The sequence below is a fragment of the Alteromonas sp. AWQ4_252 genome (assembly GCF_056158205.1).
In genome coordinates, this window is sequence record NZ_JBSWSV010000001.1 from 1,290,388 (window position 1) to 1,308,767 (window position 18,380).

The 18,380-nt window shown below is 46.2% G+C and carries 17 protein-coding genes; 12 read left to right on the plus strand and 5 right to left on the minus strand.

Translation table 11 applies throughout. The annotated features are described in order from the left end of the window. Positions 1–29 precede the first annotated feature (29 nt). The 9 genes from ACXACM_RS05570 (at position 30) to rplI (ending at position 7,609) form a co-directional block, all read left to right on the plus strand. A complete protein-coding gene (locus ACXACM_RS05570) occupies positions 30–1,244 on the plus strand; it encodes a nucleoside permease (protein WP_474820359.1) in 1,215 nt (404 codons plus the stop codon). Beyond that, a complete protein-coding gene (locus ACXACM_RS05575) occupies positions 1,237–2,130 on the plus strand; it encodes a hydroxypyruvate isomerase family protein (RefSeq protein WP_474820361.1) in 894 nt (297 codons plus the stop codon). Before ACXACM_RS05570 ends, ACXACM_RS05575 begins: the two co-directional genes overlap by 8 nt. 41 nt (positions 2,131–2,171) lie before the next feature. After that, positions 2,172–3,854 (plus strand): GMC oxidoreductase, encoded by a 1,683-nt coding sequence (locus ACXACM_RS05580; protein WP_474820362.1) that lies wholly within the window; start codon positions 2,172–2,174, stop codon positions 3,852–3,854. Position 3,855: 1 nt separating this feature from the next. Next, positions 3,856–4,467, plus strand: a complete 612-nt coding sequence (locus tag ACXACM_RS05585) for a gluconate 2-dehydrogenase subunit 3 family protein (RefSeq protein ID WP_474820363.1) — start codon at positions 3,856–3,858, stop codon at positions 4,465–4,467. A gap of 148 nt (positions 4,468–4,615) precedes the next feature. After that, the gene (locus tag ACXACM_RS05590; protein WP_474824237.1) at positions 4,616–5,359 is read left to right on the plus strand and encodes a 3-keto-disaccharide hydrolase; all 744 of its coding nucleotides are present in this window, start codon (positions 4,616–4,618) and stop codon (positions 5,357–5,359) included. Between the two features lie 106 nt (positions 5,360–5,465). Then, positions 5,466–6,338 carry an EamA family transporter gene (locus ACXACM_RS05595; protein WP_474820365.1) on the plus strand — a complete coding sequence of 291 codons (873 nt, stop codon included), beginning with the start codon at positions 5,466–5,468 and terminating at the stop codon, positions 6,336–6,338. 157 nt (positions 6,339–6,495) lie between these two features. Further along, on the plus strand, positions 6,496–6,894 hold the full coding sequence (gene rpsF / locus ACXACM_RS05600) for a 30S ribosomal protein S6 (RefSeq protein ID WP_474820366.1): 399 nt from the start codon (positions 6,496–6,498) through the stop codon (positions 6,892–6,894). Between the two features lie 11 nt (positions 6,895–6,905). Next, on the plus strand, positions 6,906–7,136 hold the full coding sequence (gene rpsR / locus ACXACM_RS05605) for a 30S ribosomal protein S18 (protein ID WP_070126454.1): 231 nt from the start codon (positions 6,906–6,908) through the stop codon (positions 7,134–7,136). Between the two features lie 20 nt (positions 7,137–7,156). Continuing rightward, positions 7,157–7,609: a 50S ribosomal protein L9 gene (gene rplI, locus ACXACM_RS05610; protein ID WP_474820368.1), complete on the plus strand. Its 453-nt coding sequence runs from the start codon at positions 7,157–7,159 to the stop codon at positions 7,607–7,609. Positions 7,610–7,694: 85 nt separating this feature from the next. Here rplI and ACXACM_RS05615 read toward each other — a convergent pair whose 3' ends face one another. From ACXACM_RS05615 to ACXACM_RS05625, 3 genes are all read right to left on the minus strand, one after another. Continuing rightward, on the minus strand, positions 7,695–8,504 hold the full coding sequence (locus tag ACXACM_RS05615; RefSeq protein WP_474820369.1) for a VWA domain-containing protein: 810 nt from the start codon (positions 8,502–8,504) through the stop codon (positions 7,695–7,697). Positions 8,505–8,716: 212 nt separating this feature from the next. After that, complete coding sequence (locus tag ACXACM_RS05620) at positions 8,717–9,811, minus strand: glycosyltransferase (RefSeq protein WP_474820370.1); 1,095 nt, start codon at positions 9,809–9,811, stop codon at positions 8,717–8,719. After that, entirely contained in the window at positions 9,808–10,902 is a 1,095-nt protein-coding gene (locus ACXACM_RS05625; RefSeq protein ID WP_474820372.1) for a glycosyltransferase family 9 protein, read from the minus strand. Before ACXACM_RS05625 ends, ACXACM_RS05620 begins: the two co-directional genes overlap by 4 nt. A 40-nt stretch (positions 10,903–10,942) precedes the next feature. On the opposite strand from ACXACM_RS05625, the gene waaA reads away from it, so the two are divergent. Then, entirely contained in the window at positions 10,943–12,259 is a 1,317-nt protein-coding gene (gene waaA / locus ACXACM_RS05630; RefSeq protein WP_474820373.1) for a lipid IV(A) 3-deoxy-D-manno-octulosonic acid transferase, read from the plus strand. 260 nt (positions 12,260–12,519) lie between these two features. Here waaA and ACXACM_RS05635 read toward each other — a convergent pair whose 3' ends face one another. Beyond that, a complete protein-coding gene (locus tag ACXACM_RS05635; protein ID WP_474820374.1) occupies positions 12,520–14,319 on the minus strand; it encodes a cation:proton antiporter in 1,800 nt (599 codons plus the stop codon). A 202-nt stretch (positions 14,320–14,521) separates the two neighbouring features. On the opposite strand from ACXACM_RS05635, the gene ACXACM_RS05640 reads away from it, so the two are divergent. Both ACXACM_RS05640 and ACXACM_RS05645 read left to right on the plus strand, forming a co-directional pair. After that, a complete protein-coding gene (locus ACXACM_RS05640; RefSeq protein WP_474820376.1) occupies positions 14,522–15,358 on the plus strand; it encodes a hypothetical protein in 837 nt (278 codons plus the stop codon). 146 nt (positions 15,359–15,504) lie between these two features. Further along, the gene (locus ACXACM_RS05645; RefSeq protein WP_474820377.1) at positions 15,505–16,086 is read left to right on the plus strand and encodes a hypothetical protein; all 582 of its coding nucleotides are present in this window, start codon (positions 15,505–15,507) and stop codon (positions 16,084–16,086) included. Positions 16,087–16,139: 53 nt separating this feature from the next. Here ACXACM_RS05645 and ACXACM_RS05650 read toward each other — a convergent pair whose 3' ends face one another. Beyond that, positions 16,140–18,323 (minus strand): M3 family metallopeptidase, encoded by a 2,184-nt coding sequence (locus tag ACXACM_RS05650; protein WP_474820378.1) that lies wholly within the window; start codon positions 18,321–18,323, stop codon positions 16,140–16,142. Between the last annotated feature and the right edge of the window lie 57 nt (positions 18,324–18,380).

Here is an 18,380-nt window from a genome sequence, read left to right on the forward strand (position 1 = left end):
GTGCTACGCACCTTCTTGAGGATATAAGAATGATAATGACGCGCCTGAGTATCATGATGTTTCTCCAGTTTTTTATTTGGGGAGGATGGTTCGTTACCCTGGGTACCTATTTGGGACAGACGTTAAATGCCAACGGTGGTGAAATAGGTATGGCGTTTTCCACCCAGTCGTGGGGCGCCATCATCGCTCCTTTCGTTGTGGGGCTTATCGCCGACCGCTTTTTCAATGCTGAACGGATCCTTGGGATTTTACATCTCGCCGGCGCCGTGCTTATGTACATGATGTACCAGGCGGAGAACTTTGCATCTTTCTATCCTTATGTACTTGGCTACATGATTGCTTATATGCCTACATTAGCATTAGTAAACTCAGTGTCGTTCAGTCAAATGACAGATCCTTCGAAAGAGTTCGGTAAGGTCAGAGTATGGGGTACTATTGGTTGGATTGTTGCTGGCCTCGTTATCAGCTACGTATTTTCCTGGGATTCCCAGGCAGCTATCGGTGAGGGCATGTTACGAAACACCTTCTTGTTGTGTGCCGTCGCATCTTTAGTTTTGGGTATATTTAGTTTTACATTACCAGCTACGCCGCCAAAAGGCGCGGGAAGTACCGGCGGCATCTCTGAAATGCTAGGTCTGAACGCATTGTCCATGTTAAAAGACCGCAGCTTCCTTGTGTTTTTCATCTCTTCTGTGTTGATTTGTATACCACTGGCGTTCTACTACCAAAATGCGAACCCCTTTCTGGCGGGAATTGGCGTCGAAAATCCTACTGGCAAAATGACGTTGGGGCAGGTTTCAGAGGCAATCTTTATTCTTGCCCTACCGGTGTTTTTGAATCGCTTTGGGATCAAAGCGACTTTAGTACTGGGGATGTTGGCCTGGGTACTACGTTATATGTTGTTTGCCTATGGCGATGCCGGCAATGGTATGTTCATGCTAATACTGGGTATTGCGTTACATGGCATCTGTTACGACTTCTTTTTTGTATCCGGACAAATATATACCGATGCCAAGGCCGGTGAGAAAGTAAAAAGTGCAGCGCAGGGCCTTATCACGCTTGCAACCTACGGTATGGGTATGCTGATAGGGTTCTGGGTAGCAGGAAAAATTACAGATTCATACACCGCAAATGGGGTCAGTGACTGGACAAGTATTTGGTTATTCCCAGCAGGGTTTGCCGCGGTTGTGCTGGCTCTGTTCGCTTTGGCTTTTAAAAACGAAAAGGTATCTGCAAATGCATAGTTCAAGAAGAACAGTTCTCAAAGGCTTGGCTTTTTCTGGTATTGGGCTAACCACAGCTGGCACGCTTTCTCTTAAGGCCTCTGCCCATGGTACTGAAACAGATAACACAACACTAAAAGGCAACATTCGCCATGCAGTAGCACGCTGGACCTATCGGGACTTGTCGTTAGATGAACTATGCGTTGCTGTAAAGGACATGGGTTTTGCTGCTATCGATTTGGTGGGGCCGGACGAGTGGCATATTCTTAAAAAGCACGGCGTTGATTGTTCAATGTGCAACGGTGCAGAGCTCAATCTTGAAGATGGCTGGTGTGATGCCCGTTTTCACGACAAGCTCATTCCTCGATATCTTACCCACATTGAAAAGGTAGCAGAGGCTGGATACACAAACCTCATTTGCTTTAGTGGCAACAAACGGGGTATGGACAACGAAACAGGGCTGAAAAACGCCGTAACAGGCTTGTCGAAAATCGTCCCTCACGCAGAGAAACATGGCGTAGTGCTGCAAATGGAATTGTTTAACAGCAAAATCGATCATCCTGATTACATGGCAGATAACTCGGCCTGGGGTATTGAGCTGTGCCGACGTCTCGGTTCAAACCATTTTAAATTGTTGTATGACATCTATCATATGCAGATAAGCGAAGGGGACATCATTCGCACCATTCGTGAAAACCATCAGTATTTTGGCCACTACCACACGGCCGGTGTGCCTGGGAGGCATGAGATTGATGAATCCCAAGAGTTATATTATCCCGCCATTGCAAAAGCAATAGCGGACTTGAACTTCACCGGCTATCTAGCTCAGGAATTTCTACCGACACCAGATAATCAGGCAGACAAACTACAATCGCTTAGTCAAGCGGTTCGCATTTGTGATGTTTAAACAGGTCAAGGCGTTGCCGCATATGTTTAAGGGGAAAAAACATGGCAAATAACACGTACGATGCAATCGTTGTAGGCTCGGGGATCAGTGGCGGCTGGGCTGCCAAAGAACTCACAGAAAAGGGGCTGAAAGTGCTCATGCTGGAGCGCGGTAAGAATATCGAGCACGTTAAAGATTACGTAAATGCGCATAAGGAATCCTGGGATTACCCGCACCGGGGGTTAGCCACGCAGGAAATGAAGGCAGGCTATCCGGTGCTGCGTAGAGACTACCCTTTAAATGAGCCTACATTTGGCATGTGGGCCAATGAGAAAGACGCACCTTACGTAGAAAAGAAACGTTTTGATTGGTACCGCGGTTATCACGTTGGCGGACGGTCACTGCTTTGGGGGCGTCAAAGTTATCGCTTGAACACGGAAGACTTCACGGCAAATGCTAAAGAAGGTATCGCTGTCGACTGGCCTATCCGTTACGAAGATTTAGCACCTTGGTATGACTATGTAGAGAAATTCGCTGGTATCAGCGGCACCCGGGAAGGCATGGATGTACTGCCAGACGGGCACTTTATGCCTCCCATTCCGCTTAACATTGTTGAGAAAGACGTTGCAGCAAGAGTGAAAAAAGCGTTTAACGGTAGTCGTCAAATCATCCATGCACGAACCGCGAATATTACCCAAGGCATCAATGATATTCGAGTCGGCTGTCAATTCCGGAATAAGTGCTGGCTTGGCTGTCCTTTCGGGGGTTACTTTTCCACACAGTCATCTACACTGCCGGCTGCTGTAGCGACAGGTAACCTCACACTACGTCCATTTTCCATTGTTAAAGAAATTATTTATGACAAAGACACCAAACGGGCCTCGGGTGTCGAGATCATCGATGCGGAAACTAATCAAACTTATGTGTTTAACAGCAAAATCGTATTCGTTAATGCGTCGGCTTTCAATTCTACCTGGCTGTTAATGAATTCGGCGACAGATGTTTGGGAAGGTGGGCTTGGCAGTAGCAGTGGCGAACTAGGTCACAACGTCATGGATCATCATTTCAGAGTGGGGGCAAGCGCACCGGTTGAAGGTTACGATGACAGGTACTACAAAGGGCGTCGTCCTGCAGGTTTTTACATTCCGCGTTTTAGAAATTGGGGCGATGATAAGCGTGACTATCTGCGCGGTTTCGGCTACCAGGGAGGTGCAGGCCGAGGTGGGTGGAGCAAAGATATTGCAGAGATGGGGATTGGAGCAGGCCTTAAAGAAGCCATGGTCGAGCCAGGTGGCTGGAATATCGGTGCAACGGCCTTTGGTGAAATGTTGCCTTACCATGAAAATCGTATCTATCTCGATGAAAACAAAAAGGACAAGTGGGGGCTACCAGTGCTTGCAGTCGACGTAGAGATAAAGGAAAACGAGCGCAGGATGCGCAAGGACATGAAGCAGGATGCAGTTGACATGTTCGAAGCTGCGGGATTAAAAAATGTCAGGGGTTTTGAATCTGAATATGCGCCGGGAATGGGTATTCACGAAATGGGTACTGCCCGGATGGGGCGGGACCCGAAAACCTCCGTGCTAAATGGCAACAATCAGGTATGGGATGCACCCAATGTGTTTGTCACCGATGGTGCTGCTATGACCTCTGCATCATGTGTGAATCCTTCATTGACGTATATGGCGATGACTGCCAGGGCAGCGCACTTTGCTGTGGAAGAGTTAAAGAAGGGGAATCTGTAATATGAATCGTCGTGATTTACTTAAAATGATTACTGCTGCTTCAGGGGTTGCCATGATGGGCGATGTTATGGCTTACGTGGAGTTTCCATCCGTCCCACTCAAAGCAACGGGCTTTTCAAAAGATGATGTGGCGTATATGAATGAAATTGGCGAGGTTATTTTGCCTCGCACGACCAGCCCTGGCGCGAAGGATGCTGATGTCGGCAGTATGATGGCGGTATTAGTTGCAGATTGTTATACCCCCGCGCTACAAAAAACGTTTAGGGATGGTTTGTTAAAGCTGAACGCTTCTGCAAAATCACAGTACGGGAAAGATTTCCTGTTACTCAGTGGCGAGAACAAGCTGGCCATGTTAACCAATTTAGATGATGAGGCCCGTCAGTATAACAAAGATAAAGGATTGTGGAGTGTGGATACCCGGCGACCGAACTCTTGGGGTCCTCAAGAAGTAGCTGTACTCCCCCATTATTTTTCCCTTATTAAACAGCTGGTCATTTTCTGCTTCTTTACGTCTAAAGTAGGCGGCACACAAGTGCTTCGTTACGACCCTATTCCCACTCGGTACGACGGTAACGTGCCCTATAAAAAAGGACAAGCTGCTTGGGCAACATGATTCATTGCCTTGTTGACAGGTCTCGTCGTGGTAAAGGTCAGGCTGGGTTTAGTGTTAATTTTGCGAGGGATAAGAGTTGATGTCCCTTGTTGTAGAAAGGAACAATAAAGTGAAACAGATTTGGTTAAATTCCATGGGTATTGCTGTGATGGTCGCGGGCTTTTCGACTGTGGCTGCCACCGAAACCCTGACCCCTCATGAGCAGGCTAAAAAGTCTGAGGTGTGGGAGCCGGTACCAGCAGTAATTTCAGCAAGGCCGGGGCAAGCACCGTCAGATGCTATTGTATTATTCGACGGTCAGGATCTTCATGCCTGGGAAAGTAGCAAGGGCGGTGAAGCGAAGTGGCTGGTGAATGACAATATTTTAACCGTAAAACCCGGAACAGGGGATATAGTCTCCAAACAAAGCTTTTGTGATGTACAACTGCACCTCGAGTGGAAAACCCCACCAGAAGTTAAAGGAATGAAAGGTCAAGAGCGGAATAATTCGGGTATTTTTCTTCAGCAGCGCTACGAGGTACAAATTCTCGACTCCTATGACAATAAAACCTACCCCAATGGTCAGGCTGGCAGTATCTACAAGCAGTCAATCCCATTGGTAAATCCATTGCATCCACCTGGAGAGTGGCAAAGTTACGATATCATCTTTAATGCTCCCAAGTTTACTGACGGGAAATTAATAAAGCCTGCTTACGTTACCGTGTTAATTAATGGTGTACTGGTTCAAAATCATACTGAAATATTGGGTAAAACTGAGTGGATAGGCGGGCCATCATATGAAGAGCACGGCTGCGCACCCTTGCAACTGCAGGATCATTCAAACCCGGTTTCTTTTAGAAACATCTGGGCGCGGGAAATTAAAGACAATACGTTGACCGATTTTCGTAACTAACTACTGTTTGGCCTGAGACGTTTACTTCTCACCAAGATCACTACTCACAGCATGCTTATTTTGATAGCATGCTGTCCCTCGTAATCCATAACTATCAGTAATAACCATGACCGGTGAACTCGCCGCCCTTGCCACCGCACTTTTTTGGGCTATTGCCGCACGTATGTTTCGTCAATTGGGTGATAGCTTTTCAGCACTGTCGATGAATTTGTATAAAGGTATCGTCACACTGGTGTTACTCAGCTTAGTCTGTGTGGTTTTTATTCCCTTTTCTCATCTTCCTGTTGAGGCTTATATATGGCTGTTGGTCAGCGGTGTAGTTGGTATTGGCATTGGTGATACTTGTTTCTTTCTTGCATTAAAGCGCATAGGAGACAGCCAGACCGTGTTGGTCACTGAAACTCTAGCGCCTATTTTTGCTGCGTTACTGGCTATGGTCTGGATAGCTGAATGGCTTAATTGGAAGCAGTGGTTGGGCGTGGCTGTCGTAATTCTCTCGGTGGATATGGTCATTAAGTCGACACGTAAAATGTCACCGCATATTGTGCCTTCAACAGGTTATCTTTTTGCTGCCGCTGCTGCAGTTTGTCAGGCCGTGGGAGCGGTTATCAGCCGCGATATATTAACCAGCTATAATATTGGTGCAACAGAAGCCACCTGTTGGCGATTGGCTGGGGGAGTTGTTTTCGTGGCTTTACTTATGGCAGGCCGCCGTGAGAAGTGGCTACCGAAAGTACAAATCAAAGCCAGAGTGTGGGGGATTTTTGCCCTTGCGACTTTCCTCGGTACTGTCCTGGCCATGTATTTTCAAATGCTGGGCTTCGCCAATGCCAAGGCGGGTATTGTTCAAACGCTGATTGCTACCAGTGCCATATTTTCTCTGATGGTGGCAGCAATCATGGGAGATAAGATCAGTCGTAGTACAATGTTGTGGTCGTCGGCTGCACTGGTTGGTGTTGCTGTACTCGTCGCAAGTTAACCTGTACTCAGCAGACTATGCTTTTCTACAACATATTTGCTTGTGTAGTAACCAGATCATCTATATAATGCGCGCCCTTACAGCCATCTTACTTTAAGTTCCTTGTCTCTATACAGTCTGGCTGTACTGTCGAGGCTACAACCGTAAGGAGCGTGTAATGCGTCATTACGAAATCGTATTTATGGTTCACCCTGATCAGAGTGAACAAGTACCTGGTATGATCGAGCGTTATACCACTATCCTGAAGCAAGACGGTGGTCAAATTCATCGTTTAGAAGACTGGGGTCGTCGTCAACTGGCTTACCCAATCGAAAAGCTTCACAAAGCACACTACGTTATGATCAACGCTGAAGCAACTGCAGAAGCTGTTGACGAGCTGGAAAATGCTTTCCGCTTTAACGATGTGATCCTGCGTAACCTGGTTATGCGCACGAAGAATGCTGTGACTGAACCTTCTCCTATGATGAAGGAAGAACGTCGTGAGCGTCGTGACGATTCTGCTCCACGCCCTGAGCGCGCGGAAAAGAAAACTGAAACCACTGAAGACAACGCGTAAGGAGATCAATCATGGCTCGTTTTTTCAGACGTCGTAAGTTCTGCCGTTTTTCTGCAGAAGGTGTTGAGCAAATCGATTATAAAGATATTGCTACACTGAAAAACTACATCACTGAGAGCGGTAAAATCGTTCCTAGCCGTATCACTGGTACCAGTGCTAAGTATCAGCGTCAGCTGTCAACAGCTATCAAACGTGCGCGTTTTTTAGCGTTGCTGCCGTACACAGATTCACACAACAAGTAATTGGCGAAGGAGTAACCTAGATGGAAATCATCTTATTAGACAAAATCGCTAACCTTGGTGGTCTGGGCGATCAGGTATCTGTTAAAGCTGGTTTTGCACGTAACTTCCTTTTCCCTCAAGGAAAAGCAGTTCCTGCAACGAAAGCTAACATCGAAAAATTTGAAGCACGTCGTGCAGAATTGGAAGCAAAAATTGCTGATCAGTTGGCTGCAGCTCAAGCCCGTGCTGACAAAGTAACTGCGTTGGGTGAAGTAACTATTGCTGCTCCAGCTGGTGACGAAGGCAAATTGTTCGGTTCTATCGGTACACGTGACATCGCTGATGCAGTAACTGCTGCTGGCGTAGAAGTGACTAAAGCAGAAGTTAAACTGCCTACAGGTACTTTACGTGAAACTGGTGAATACGATATCGATCTGCAATTGCACTCTGATGTTATGACTACTGTTAAGTTGGTTGTTATCGCAGAAGCGTAATCGCTGAAAGAATCAAAAAAACCGCTCATGTGAGCGGTTTTTTTATGCTTGGAAATCGGGTTCAACGAACCCGTTAAACTAAGGCTTAAGCGAATTTACGACGACTGGCAAAGCCAAGGCCAGCAAGAACGAACAACGCTAATGTAGCAGGCGCAGGAACCTGTACATTTTGGCACGCAGGGTCATTTGGGTTTGCAACACAGAAGTCGATAGTTTCCTGTAGTTTCACTTGAGCAAACTGGGTAACAAAATCTTCCACTACTTGCTGGTCATTCGTGTTAAGGAAGTCAAGGTCGAAGAACTGACCACCATTATTGACAGCAAGATTAACCAAATCAGTAAAAGCAGTTGTAGACACAACAGCATTAAACAGCGAGCTGTTTGCTTTTAAAAGCGCGTCCAGTGATGCCGCTGTGTACTCGCTATCGCCATTTGAACGTTCATCGGTATACAAAATCATGTTTTTAACAGCATCTGCACGGTAAGTCAGGTTCCCTGTTTCTGCCGCCAGTGAGTTAAGTGCATAGGCCGTTGCATCATAAGCTGGCTCTGTACCACCGCTAGCAACCAGGTTTGCAGCTGCTGTCGCAAACCCTGCAGGGTCAGTGAAGTCTGTGATAAGACGGATAAGATCACCACTTCTGCCGTAGCCTACCAACGCGTACTGCGCATCAATACCACCGGCAGACAGAATAGATGCGAACAAACCAATGTTGTTACGTAAGTTAGCCTGAACACCGCCCATAGAGCCAGACTCATCAACAATCATAACAATATCAGTTTTTATTGCCGCCGCTTGTGCTGAAGCGGCACCAAACAACATACCTCCGATTGTCAAACCTGCGATAACACCCGCTTTACGCAAGGCTGACTTTGATAATTTTTTAATATTCATCTGTGGATTCCTTTATAAAGATGATTAGGTAGAGCGCTAACAAACTTAGCACGCACGCTTGATTAGCATGAACTATGCCGAGTTGGAAATTGTCTTTAAAACAAGGGGTTATCTATTTTTGGCGCCTGTTTGGAATAAATTTCGTCAGATTCTTCGACAAAAGAAAAGTATTTGGCAAAAAAAATCTAGTACTTTAGTAGAGTATTTTCGGGTTAATTTTGATCCCGTTTTTGTAAGAGTTGTTGATACAGGGTTTCGTATTGAGCTGCCATTGCGCGAGGAGTAAAATGGGCGTTTACATGTTCATTGAGTGCTAAACCTAATTTATTCCTTTCCCGAGGTTGCTCAAGAAGGTGCAAAATAGCCTTTTCCAATTGTGACACTTTACCGGGTTCAATCATGAAACCGGTTTTTCCGTGGATGATTATTTCCGGAATTCCTCCAACCGGGCAACTTATGATAGGTTTACTACAAGCTCCAGCCTGAAGCAGAATAATACCTAGTCCTTCGGCGTATGCCGGGTGCACTAAAATGTCGATGTTAGGCAATATTTTGGGAACGTCTTCGGTGAATCCACAAAGACGCACACAGTTGCTTAAATTATGTTTATCTATCAACTCCTGATAATGATTTTTCAGTTTACCTTTGCCAAAGAGTAAACAAACCACGTTGGGAAATACTTTATGCACATCCTTCATCGCAAGAATGATGTCTGCTTGTCCTTTGCGTGGAATAAGTTGTGCAAAACTTGCAACTACGTTATGGCTGTGCGGTATAGAAAATTCTTCGTTAAACCAAATGCGGTCGGGCTGATGATGAAAGTCAGAGGTATCAACCGCCGAATGAATGACGTGTTGTACCTGCTCATTACAGTGTGGCGAAATTACTCGCTGGACGCCGTTAGAGATACTGATGATGGCATCGTAATACTGATATTTGAAACGTGCCATTTTTCCTTCCGGGTTGTCTACCCGCCGGGTACAAATGGCGGGAATATGGCAAAGTGATGATGTCAATCCGCCCCATACATCAGCTCCCCGGCGGCTATGAACATGGACGATATGAGGCTGATGTTTTGCAATAAGCCTTTTTAGTCTGAAAGGAAAAGAGATATCCAGATCGCCACTGTAAGGGATCGGCACTGTATGGCAATTTGCCAGATTCAACTTTGCAATATCACTGTCTTCAGGACACACCAAAATATTGCTTGTCATGTCTGTATCAAGGGTATTGAGCAAATAAACCACTTGCTTTGCACCTCCGTAGAGGTGCCGGCCTAATTCAATATGGAGTACGCGAATAGTCAAAACGCAACTGCCGTAGGGAGTGATGTCTGCAGGTGGGCAAGAACGTCTTCGGGATGAATGGCCGACATACAGGTAAATGCGCCGTCGCAGCTAGGCTTTCGCTTGCATGGTGCGCAAGGTAAAGGCTGAAATAAAACGTTGGTATTATTCGATGGTGTTCGTGTGTACGGGCGGGTTGAACCAAATAGGGCCAGTACCGGACGCCCGTGGGCAATGGCAAGGTGTGTCAGCCCCGTGTCGACACCAATAACCCCCTGTGCGTGGGTCAATATTGCACCACTGGCACTGAGGCTTAACTTGCCTGCCAGATTAATCGTATTTTCGTTGGTACTAGCAAGCTCCTCTGCAGCATCGGTGTCACCGGGCCCGCCGAGTATGACCACAGGTAATGAAAATTCAGCCTGTACCAGATTAATTAGCCGTTGCCAGTAAGATTGAGGCCAGTGCTTTTGTGGGCGAGTGGTAAATGGGCAAAGTACGACAAATGCCGGTAAAAGATTGTACTGCTCAAGGAGCACGTTAACGGATGTTATGGCGCTTTTACCTGCAGGCAGGTGCATGGTGTAATTGGTTGCTCCCAAGTGAGCTCCCAGCGCAATATATTCAGAACACATGTTCTCAGAAACGGGTTTGTCGATAGACTCTGTTAATAACCAGTGACTGTGCTCTTTACTGCGAAATCCAATTCTGCGACGTGCGCCGCTCAACCAGCACAGAGCTGCGCTTTTCAATAGTCCCTGAGCATCAATAGCCACATCTATTTGTAAATGTTTAAGTTGACGTCTGAAGCGACGTATTTCGCTAAACAATTTCCGCCATTTTTTTTGTTTAAACAGTAAAGACCAGGCTTGCTTGGGCCAGGGAATGACGCCATCAACGTAAGTGTGGGCACGAACAAAGTCGGCATAAGGAGCTTCCACCAACCAGTACACTTCGGCGGCATTCAACCCTTCTTTTATATTGGACGGCAGACCAGAGGCCATTACAATGTCTCCAATTGCACTTAATTTTACAAAGAGTACCTTTGGTTGTGTCGTGTTGGATGTCATTTCGTCGTGGAATACTTGTACTATACCTGTCGATCTAAACAAATTTACACGACACTTTAATGACGGTGAGAAAAGACACTATATGAAAAATAAGAACAAAGAATGGACCCCTTCACTGGCGGAAGATGCATTTAGATGGTTGTATTCATTCTTACTGGCATTAGCTATTCCGTTTGCCTTTGCCAATTTAATCATTCGCGGGCAAAAACGAAGTAATGAGTACAATCGTCGTCGATTCGAGCGGTTCGGCTTTGTCATGCGACCAAAAGCACCCCATGGTTACCTGTTTCACTGTGTTTCCGTTGGAGAGGTGGTGGCCGCGTCTGTATTGATCAAGAAAATTATGCAACAAGAGCCGGGTACGGCCATTACCGTTACCACAACCACACCTACAGGCTCTGCACGGGTGAGGGATATTTTTAAAGACTCAGTACATCATTTTTATTTACCCTACGATTTGCATATGGCCATGGCTGGTATGTTGAAAAGGGTAAAGCCAAAGGTGGTGGTAATTACAGAAGTCGAATTGTGGCCAAACCTAATTCACAGCTGCTGGCGTCGGAAAATTCCTGTAATCGTTGCCAATGCAAGAATGACAACCCGGTCGGCACAGCGGTATAAAAAGATCAGCCTGTTGTTTTCACCCATGTTAAATAAGATTTCACATGTGTGTGCCCAAGGACAACGGGACTATGATAACTACAAATTCCTAGGTATGCCAGAAGGTAAGTTAACACTTACCAACAATATTAAATTTGACCAGGTTAGCCGAAAAGAGAGTTCATCGCCCGACCTGTGGGGGTTAAAGAAAGGTGAGCGGCCAGTAATTATCGGCGGCAGCACCCATGATGGTGAAGAAGCGGCATTGCTGGCCTGCCATAAGCATTTACTTGTTGCCCACCCTTCTTTGCTGCTAATTCTGGTACCAAGACACCCCGAGCGATTTGACACTGTCAGGCAGCTCCTGTTGGAATCCAACGTTCCCTTCACTTCCTCCTCTGAAAATCATTGTGTAGATAACAATGTGCAGGTATTTCTGATTGACGAAATGGGTAAGTTGAACGACGCCTATGGTGTAGCCGACATCGCTTTTGTTGGAGGTAGTTTGGCCGATAAAGGCGGTCATAATGCGTTGGAACCCGCTGCGTGGAGATTGCCAATAATCATGGGGCCCAATACATACAATAACCCGGTAATCTGCCAGTATCTACAGGAAAAAGGGGCGCTAGTTATCGTTGATGACGAGCAAGCACTAACCCATCAGTGTGCATCGTGGCTGGAAAACCAGTTTAGTGCAGAACGCGCAGGTCGAGCAGGTTTTGGCGTGTTAGAAGCTAATAAAGGTGCGGTAAATATAACAGCAAAGCTTGTTCAAAAGTCTATACAGTGCACCAAGTGAGGGCGTGCGGAGATAGTTGTGCACCACAAAGGAACCTGCGGCGTCACCGAGTGTTTGTATAATATACTATAAATTCATTATATTACTGAAATTAAATGATTATTTAAAGTTGGCCACATAATTGCTATTAACTGGCCGACAGTGTAAATCAAGTAAAAAACAAACAATAAAGCATCCAATAATAAGAACAGAGGGGAGCGCTTGATTGCACAGTTTTCCAGGGAGAGGCACCCTGTCCGCGGATAGGGTGCCAATTTACATCACACAGGTTCGCTGTCAGGTATTATCAGACTTATCACCTTCCATCCAGATTTTGGTTTTAATTCCCTGCCATTTAAAAACGCGTGTGTTCGGTTATTTTCATCCAGAGCAACAAGGGGAATAGCACGATCTTTGTAGGTTTTCACGTAGTCCTCAAAACTAAACTCGTCACTCAAACCTGTGGTTTTTACTTTCGCGCCATTTGAAACAGCAGAGGCCAGGTAGCCGTATGTCACACCTTCGTCAAATAAGGTCAGTGTTTTAGCATATTGCGTCCCAACCTGATGACTGGGACGCGCGGTTTGTTCGTTGTTGGTCAGGCCCCAAACCCGATCTTTCCCCACGGTGTATTCAAAGTGATAGGCAATCATTGGGTTGAGTTGTTTATATGGAGACATGATCAGGACTGTTCCAAAGGTACCTAAATCCAGGGTTCGAGCCGCGTGATCTGACGTGGGGTTGCCAAAATAAGCGGGAATTTCCATCATACGGGAAGCTTTTATTGCATCCCAGTTAGTGTCGGCGATACAAACCGGAAGGTTATGCTGAATAAGTTCTTTTGCCAGCAGGCGGTTAAATTTACTCCCGCCGAAAATCAGAAATCCATTGGGTGGAGGGGAACGGACACCAAGAAACTGGGCGACGTATTTGGCTGACAGACTTTGAATCACCACTGTGGCAATGATCACTATAAACACAATGGGAACGACGACACCTGCACCTTCATAGCCTATTTGTTCCAGTTTTAAAGAAAACAACGCTGATACAGCGGCAGCGACAATTCCCCGAGGTGCTATCCAACTGATAAGTGCTAATTCACGCCAGTTCAGGCCTGTACCAATTGAGGATGCAAGTACTGACAAAGGTCGGGCGACGAACATGATCGCTGCTAAAACGATGAGTACACCGGAACCGACATTAAAGACACTATCCAGGTTGAGTCGGGAGGCCAGAATAATAAAGAGCCCGGAAATTAGCAGTACACTCAGGGTTTCTTTAAATTCGAGAATATCCTCCACTTCAACGTCTTTCATGTTGGCCAGGACCATGCCGGTGATTGTCACTGCTAACAAGCCTGATTCATGAGCCACATGATTCGAAATAGCAAAGACTCCGAGTATCAGGGTCAACACTGCGGTGTTCTGAAGATAGTGAGGAACGAGTTTTTTTCGTAGTGCCAGACCTAGTAAATAACCAGCACCAACGCCTAGTAGAGTGCCAATTCCAACGGTTTTACCAAACGCTATAAGCGTGTGAAGCAGCGCCGTTTCCTGAGACGCGACGATGTACTCGTAGACCAGTACTGCCAGTAAGGCTCCGATAGGGTCAATAACAATGCCTTCCCACCGAAGGATATTTGCCACATTTATTTTGGGCCGGACGGTGCGGATCATGGGCACGATAACCGTAGGCCCGGTTACGGTTACCAAAGCGCCAAACAACGCTGACAGTTGCCAACTGAGCCCGAGGCTATAGTGTGCTGCAACCGCCGCCACAACCCAGGTGACGAAAACGCCTATACTGCACAAATTACGAACCATATTTCCATGGCCTGCAATGTCACTAAATTTTAACGTTAGTGAACCTTCGAAAAGAATAATGGCAACCGAGAGTGATACGATGGGAAAAAGGAGATCCCCGAACAAGGCATCGGCATCTAAAATGCCGAAAACGGGGCCGACAACGATACCTGTGATCAACAACGGCAAAATGGCAGGTAATCTTATTTTGTATGCCAGGAACTGGCAAAAAATAGAGAGCAGTCCAACGCTAACTAAACTGAGTAGTGGGTCTGACACAATGTGTTCCTTCTGTTGCTGTCATTTGTGCAATCAGCATGACTAGCGGCATTTGTTTTTCATTCTGTTGATTTATACTGTGTTTTTAATCATGCGGATTAGCCGCAAACAGCATTGATATACACTTAAGTATGCTATAAGAGTTTGCTTTAATCGCTTACTATCAATTAGTTGATATAAACATGAAAGGAATATCGTTAAGGTGCGCCGAGTTTTATTTTTATTAACCCCACTTTGGATGATAGCGGGTTGTTCAGTTTCTGCTGTTCCCCAGCACGGTTTTTCCGTGGATTCAGTGAATACACTTGCTACGGATTTATCAGAAACATCTGGGTTGTTCTGTCGCGACGATATGGCATTTACCATTAATGATTCGGGGAATAAGCCGGAAGTATTTGTGATAAATCGACATGGGGAGATCACGGGCAGAGTTGAAGTGGCTGCCACCAATCGCGACTGGGAAACCCTGACCGGTGATGCAGAGAATCTTTATATCGGCGACATTGGCAATAATGCTGGCAAACGAGCAACAGTGAACATTTATCGAATTTCCGCACAACACAGTGATGTGGAACAAACCATGATGCTTTCTTACGAAAACAATCGACCTGCGCAAAATCAGCCGTACGCCCATGATTTTGACGGTGAGGCGATGACTTATCGAGACGAAAATCTCATCATTTTTTCTAAAAGCTGGGATACTGGCATTTCACATGTCTACCAATTACCGACAGATGTCGATAAGCAAGTACTTACTTCGAAATACTCCGTGAAAGGTTTGCCAGGTGTGGTTACTGGCGCTGACTGGAGCGAACAATACCAGGAATTTGTGTTGGTGGGCTATCACAGTAATGCGTTCGGTCTGTTCAAATCATTTATTGCTACGCTCAATGCAGAGTATGAGGTAAAAACAGTCGACTTTCTTCCGGAATTCACACAGGTCGAAGGGGTGTGTTATGGCGAACATGGAGAGGTGTGGATCACTCAGGAAAGCACCCCATACAGCAGTGCTAAGCTCGCCGTACTTAAGTTTAGATAGACAAGTTTTCTCGATCCCTCAGAGGGTGTAGAAATAATGCCCAAGCATTAATTTTTATACCCAATAAATTTTGTTCATTGTCTATACTTTACTCATTGTAAACGCGTCCACTCGGCTGAAAGGCACATAAACGGGGTAATGTGATAATGAAGTATTACTGTCTTTCACTTCTTGCATCGGTGTTATTAGCCCCGGGTACGTGTCTTGCGAGTGCATCTTTTGGCGAAAAAGCCGAGGAGTGGCTGAGCGACAAGATAGATATAGCTGATGCCGTCTCTGTTTCCCTGTCTAAAAACAAAATTAAATTTGATGGCTGTCGACAAAAAGACTACCGCCTGAGTATTGCAACATCGATTACCAGCGCCATTAACTTGGAGGCGGTCGCGCGCTACGGGCGGGGTGTTTTGGAGTTTGGCGTGTTTAATCAGCGGGTGACATCCCGCGCTTATGAGCTCATTACCTGGTGGCAGCAGCCAGACTATAGAATGGGACTTGCGTCTCAGTTGCGGCCTGCTCACAGTTTAGACTTGCCTATGAGCGGGTCATTTGCCCTTCCGGACAGCACAACATTTTCAGTTTATTTCGAAACCGAAGGGTGGCAAGAAGCGCACACGCTGTCGTTTGCTCTTCGACGGGAATCCTGGCGAGCTAACAGTTCTGATTTAACATTGTCGTGGGACCGCAGCGCCGATAACCAAATTCATATGGCTTACAGAATAGGTTTTTAGGCTGTTCTAAGAAAAAGCCCCTGTGAAATTACAGAGGCTTTTACGGTTAAGGGTTAGTTTTCAGAAGGAAGAGGGAAGCCTCTGTCCCGCATCAATGCATCTACCTGCGCATCTCTGCCCCTGAACAGTCGGTAAGCCTCTGCTGGGTCCATGGCGTTGCGTACCGAGAATAAGTATTTCACTAACTTTCCAGCTAATGCTTCATCATAGAACCCACCTGGCGCTTGCGCGAAAGCTTCTGCAGCGTCAGCAGTAAGAACTTCGGCCCACATGTATCCGTAATAAGATGATGCGTAACCTTCACCTGAGAACACATGACCAAAATGTGTGCTCCTGTGTCGCATCACAATTTCTTCAGGCATGTTTAGTTTGGCAAGTTGCTCCCGCTCGAATGTATCGGGGTCGATGCCTTCAGGTGCAGTGGTGTGGTAAAGCAAATCCATTATTGCTGAAGCCATATACTCAGTAGTTTTGAAACCTTCATTGAAAGTAGAGGCTTTTTTGATTTTGGCTACTAATTCTTCAGGAATAGGCTCGCCGGTTTTGTAATGAACTAAATATTTGTCGATGACCTCATCTGTTGTCAGCCACCGTTCGAGCAACTGGGATTGGAACTCGGTGTAATCCCGGACGCCTGAGTGTGAAGTAGGATACTTCACATCTGCAGATAAGAAATGAAGGGCGTGGCCAAACTCATGGAAGTAGGTTTCAGCGTCATCCCAGGAAATCAGTGTGGGCTCTCCATCAGCGCCTTTTACAAAATTAGAGTTGTTGGACGCCAATACAGTGGTCTCACCATCGAAGGTAGTGTACCTGCGATAGGTAGTGGCCCATGCGCCGGAGCGCTTGCCCTGACGAGCAAAGGGATCTAAGTACCACAAACCTATTAACTTTCCAGAGTCTTTGTCAGTCACTTCCCACACCTTAACATCAGGATGGAATACGGGCACGCTACCGTCTTTAACTGGCGTAAAATCGAAATTAAACAATCTTCCTGCAACGTAAAACATCGCTTCGCGGAGCTTGTCGAGTTGCAAATACTGTTTTACTTCGTTGGAATTAAGGTCGTACTTGGCTTGACGAACTTTTTCTGCGTAGAAGCGATAGTCCCATGGCGCAATTGTGATATCGGCACCTTCAGCATCGGCAATGGCCTGCATATCAGCAACTTCTTCTTCCACACGCGCGATAGCAGCAGGCCAGACTTTCATCATCAGATCCATGGCGTTTTCCGGCGTTTTAGCCATGCGATCTTCCAACCGCCACTGGGCGTAGTTTTCATAACCTAGTAGCTCTACTCGCTCATCCCGCAATTTCAGGATTTTCTTTATGATGGCGTTGTTGTCAAACTCATCACTATTGTCGCCACGGTTGTAATAGGTTCGCCATACCTGCTCCCGCAAGGCCCGGTTGGTGCTGTAGGTGAGAAAAGGGTCCATAGATGAACGCGTGTTAGTAATTGCATACTTACCTTCCTGGCCTCTTTCCTTGGCAGCAGCTGCCGCTCCCTTGACGAAAGAATCAGGGAGTCCACTCAATTGACTTTCCGTGATATAAGTCACGTAATTTTCTTCATCTGCTAACACATTTGTAGAAAACTGATTGTATAGTGTTGCCAGTTCTTTACTTATTTCTGCGTATCGTGCTTTTGCTTCGCCATCCAGGGTTGCACCATTTCGGGCAAACCTGTTGTAAGTGATCCATGTAATGCGTTGCTCCTCAGGAGTGAGAGCTTCTAGCGCATCACTTTCATAAACCGCTTTTATACGGGCAAACAAAGCTTCATTCTGTGTAATTTTGGTGAAAAAACTGGACAGGACAGGCGACATCTCTGCGCGGATCTCGCGAAATTCCGGGCTTGATTTATTTGAGCTCCAGATGCCGTAATAGGTAAACACGCGACTTAGTGCACTGCCGGCGCGCTCCATTGCCACAATGGTGTTGTCAAAAGTAGGGGTATCAGTGTTGTTGGCAATTGCTTCTATCTCAGCCATGTTCAGCGCCATAGCTTCTTCCAGCGCCGGTTTGATATCTGCTAATTCCATTTTGTCGAACTGGGGTACGCCACCATAAGGACCTTGATATTCCTGGAGTAATACATTGTCGAAAGCAGGCGATGCTGCTTGTTGTGCACTGGTGTTATCTACCGGTGATGTTTTAGTTGGCGAAGGATCAGAACATCCCCCAATTGCAATAGAGACTGCCACTGCGGCAAGAGTGTAAGTTAATTTTCCCATAGATAATTCCATCGTTATCGTTATTAATGTTTTGTCAGGGTATGATCCCATTTTCTG